This is a genomic window from Streptomyces sp. CO7 (genome assembly GCF_053474865.1).
Genome location: NZ_JBRIOU010000005.1, coordinates 94,522 through 98,369 on the forward strand (window position 1 = coordinate 94,522; position 3,848 = coordinate 98,369).

Here is a 3,848-nt window from a genome sequence, read left to right on the forward strand (position 1 = left end):
CCCCCGCGCCGTCCCCGGCACCGATGACCTCGCAGCCGTCGCAGCACTCGCAGCCGTCGCCGTTGGAGAGCGGCAACTCCGCTGCCGCGGCGGGCGGTTCGGGCTGGGACGCGGTGCGGTCCGGCGCGGCCGAGCGGCCGCGGCCCGTCTCGTGGGGGTCGGCCGGTCCGGAGACGCCGGACCCGCGGGCGGTGGCGGACCAGCAGCCCGAGCAGCGGCCCTCGCAGGAGGGCACCATGGTGTTCCGGACCCGCCCCGCGGCCGAGCAGTCGCCCGCCGGACCGCAGGGCCCGCAGCAGGCGCCGTCCCCCGTGCCCGCACCGGCCCCGGCACCCGCACCGGCTCCCACTCCCGCGACCACCCCGTGGCCGCAGCAGATCGGGCACCTCGCGGGCGACCAGGCCGCGGCGCAGGCCGCCGCCGCGCAGGCCGCCGCGGCCCAGGCGGCGCTGGCCCGGGCGTCCGCCGCGCACGCCGCGGCCCAGGCCGCACCGCAGGCCGCGTCGCAGGGACCCGCCGCTCCGTGGAAGCCCGTGCCCGAGGACCCGTTCACGGCCGCCGCCCGGCGGCAGGCGTCCGCCCGTCCCGCGCCGCTGGGCAGCCGGATGGCGGCCCGGCTGATCGACCTGCTGCTGGTCGGCGCGATCACCGCGGCCGCGGCCGTACCGCTGGGCACGCGGGCGTGGGAGCACACGCAGGAGAAGCTGGAGGCGGCGCGGCTGTCCGGGGAGAAGGTCACCGTCTGGCTGGTCGACGGCACCACCGGCGTGCAGCTGGGCATCGTGCTCGCGGTCCTGGTGGTGGCGGGCGTGCTCCTGGAGGTGCTGCCGACCTCCCGGACGGGGCGCACGCTCGGCAAGAAGCTGCTCGGGCTCCAGGTCCGCGACATCGAGGGCCACGAGCCCCCGTCCTTCGGCACGGCGCTGCTGCGCTGGGCGGTCGGGACGATCCCCACGCTGCTGGTGATCGGCGTGATCGGCCACCTGTGGGCCCTCTTCGACCGTCCCTGGCGGCAGGCCTGGCACGACAAGGCCGCGCACACCTTCGTGGCCGGCCGCTGACGCCGCGGGGCCGGCCGCCGACGCCCCGGCTCCCGCCGCCGACGCCGCAGGGGCGCCCCGCCGGTCCGGCGGGGCGCCCCTGGGTCGGGTGGTGCGGCGGCGGTCAGAGGTTGCCGCGGCGCTCCTGCTCCCGCTCGATGGCCTCGAAGAGCGCCTTGAAGTTGCCCTTGCCGAAGCCCATGGAGCCGTGCCGTTCGATCATCTCGAAGAAGACGGTCGGCTTGTCCTGGACCGGCTTGGTGAAGATCTGCAGCAGGTAGCCGTCCTCGTCGCGGTCCACCAGGATCTTCAGCTCGCGCAGCGTCTCCACCGGCACGCGGGTCTCGCCGGCCCACTCGCCGAGGGTGTCGTAGTACGAGTCGGGGGTGTCGAGGAACTCGACGCCGGCCGCCCGCATGGTGCGCACGGTGCGCACGATGTCGTTGGTGTTGAGCGCGATGTGCTGGACGCCCGGGCCGCCGTAGAACTCGAGGTACTCGTCGATCTGTGACTTCTTCTTGGCGATCGCCGGCTCGTTGATCGGGAACTTCACCTTCAGGGTGCCGTCCGCGACCACCTTGGACATCAGCGCGGAGTACTCGGTGGCGATGTCGTCGCCGATGAACTCCTTCATGTTGGTGAAGCCCATGACCCGGCGGTAGAACTCGGTCCACTCGTCCATCCGGCCGAGCTCCACGTTGCCCACGCAGTGGTCGATCGCCTGGAAGGTGCGCTCGGCCGGCGGCTCCACGATCGGCCGGGCCACCTGGTAGCCCGGCAGGTACGGGCCCTCGTACCCGCGGCGCTCGACCAGCGTGTGGCGGGTCTCGCCGTAGGTGGCGATGGCGGCGATCACGACGGTGCCGTGCTCGTCCTTCATCTCGTACGGCTCGGCGACCGAACGGGCGCCGTGCTCGATGGCGTAGGCGTAGGCCGCGCGGGCGTCCGGGACCTCCAGGGCGAGGTCGACGACGCCGTCGCCGTGCTCGGCGACGTGACGCTCGAGGAAGCGTCCCCAGTCGGTGGCCGGCTTGATCACCGAGGTGAACACGAAGCGGGCGGAGCCGTTCTCCAGGACGTAACTGGCCGTCTCCCGGGAGCCGTTCTCCGGTCCGGAGTAGGCCACCAGGCGCATGCCGAAGGCGGTCGAGTAGTAGTGGGCGGCCTGCTTGGCGTTGCCCACGGCGAAGACGACCGCGTCCATTCCCTTGACCGGGAAGGGGTCGGCCTGCCGGGCGGTGTCAGGAACGTGGTGTGTGGTCTGCGTCATGTGGGCAGGGTCGCCCCGAACCGCAAGGTGCGCAATCCATGGCTTTTTCGCTGCGCAGGTTGCACAGTCGTAGGGCCGTGACGACGGCGTATCTGTACAGGATGACCATCGGTGGGGGCGTGCCATGGGGATCGACAGGCTGGACGGGCGGATCATCGCGCTGCTCGCGCACGAGCCGCGGCTGGGTGTGCTGGAGATGTCCCGCCGGCTCGGCGTGGCCCGCGGCACCGTGCAGGCGCGGCTGGACCGGCTGCTGGCGCGCGGGGTGATCCGCGGCTTCGGGCCCGACGTGGACCCGGCCGCGCTGGGCTATCCGGTGACCGCGTTCGCCACGCTGCAGATCCGGCAGGGGAGCGGGGCGGCCGTACGGGCGCACCTGGCCTCCGTCCCGGAGGTCCTGGAGCTGCACACCACCACCGGCAGCGGCGACATGCTGTGCCGGCTGGTCGCGCGGTCCAACGCGGACCTGCAGCGGGTGATCGACCTGGTGGTCGGCTTCGAGGGCATCGTCCGCGCGTCCACCGCCATCGTCATGGAGAACGCGGTGCCGCTGCGGGTGATACCCCTCGTCGAACAGGCGGCCCAGCTGTCGTCCCCGGCCGCCGGGGCTACTCCCGCCGAGGCGCTGGTGTAACCCCGACCGGCCGCAGCCGGCGCGGTGGGGGTCAGCAGGAGGGCGCGGAGCCCTTGCCGGTGCGCAGCGCCTCGAGCGCCGTGATCGCGCCCTTCAGGCTGGTCACCGGCACCAGGCGCAGGCCCTTCGGGCGCTCGGCGAGGGCGTCGCCGCACTCGGCGCGGGGCACCAGGAACACCGTCGCCCCGTCGCGGGCGGCCGCGCGGGTCTTCAGGGACACGCCGCCGACCGGGCCCACCGCGCCGTCGGGCGAGATGGTGCCGGTCCCGGCGACCACCGTGTCGCCCGCGAGGTCGGTGCCCAGCTTCTCCACGATGCCCAGCGAGAACAGCAGCCCCGCGCTCGGCCCGCCGACGTCGGCGAGCCGCAGCGTCACCTTCACGTCCTTCGGGTCGCGCCCGAGGTAACCGAGGGCCGCCTCGGTCGCGTCGTCCTGGGACTGCCGCATCTGCTCGGTGTTGTACTTCTCGATCTCCTCGACGTCGTCCCCGCTCGGGTAGACGGCGTCGGTCGGCATCACGGCCTCGTCGGTGCGGAACCAGCCGTCGACGACGTCGGCGAGCCGCACGTCGGCGTCCGGCCCGGTCGCCTCGATCGTGGTCATCCGCAGCTGCCCGTCCACCGGCACGGTGCGGACGCCGGGGCCCTCGACGGAGATCACCGGTTTGCCGTCCCGCTCACCGAGCACGTTCGCGGTCATGCCCGGCCGCGCCACCGTGAACGGGAGCGGGGCGAGCGCCGCGACCGCGACCAGCGCGGCGGCGGGCATGGCGCAGAGGGCGACGGCCTGGGGACGCGAGAGGCGAGAGAGCACGGGGTCAATCTAACGGTGCTCACCCCTCCCCCGGACGGACCCCCGCCGGATGCGAGCGCCTCGCGGGCGCGGTCGACTCGCCCCATGAGC

4 protein-coding genes are annotated in these 3,848 nt (G+C 74.0%); 2 read left to right on the plus strand and 2 right to left on the minus strand.

All coding sequences use genetic code 11. The features are described 5' to 3' along the window. Positions 1 to 1,061: RDD family protein (locus tag ACOV8S_RS18720; protein ID WP_448318959.1), on the plus strand; the 1,061-nt coding region annotated here is incomplete at its 5' end. 103 nt (positions 1,062 to 1,164) lie between these two features. Here ACOV8S_RS18720 and hppD read toward each other — a convergent pair. Continuing rightward, positions 1,165 to 2,310 (minus strand): 4-hydroxyphenylpyruvate dioxygenase, encoded by a 1,146-nt coding sequence (hppD, locus tag ACOV8S_RS18725; RefSeq protein ID WP_351114245.1) that lies wholly within the window; start codon positions 2,308 to 2,310, stop codon positions 1,165 to 1,167. A gap of 124 nt (positions 2,311 to 2,434) precedes the next feature. Between hppD and ACOV8S_RS18730 the strand changes: the two genes are divergently transcribed. Next, positions 2,435 to 2,944, plus strand: coding sequence for an Lrp/AsnC family transcriptional regulator (locus tag ACOV8S_RS18730; RefSeq protein WP_448318960.1), 510 nt, complete (start codon positions 2,435 to 2,437; stop codon positions 2,942 to 2,944). A gap of 31 nt (positions 2,945 to 2,975) precedes the next feature. On the opposite strand, the gene ACOV8S_RS18735 is transcribed toward ACOV8S_RS18730, so the two are convergent. Further along, a complete protein-coding gene (locus ACOV8S_RS18735) occupies positions 2,976 to 3,758 on the minus strand; it encodes a S16 family serine protease (RefSeq protein ID WP_448318961.1) in 783 nt (260 codons plus the stop codon). Positions 3,759 to 3,848: the final 90 nt, after the last annotated feature.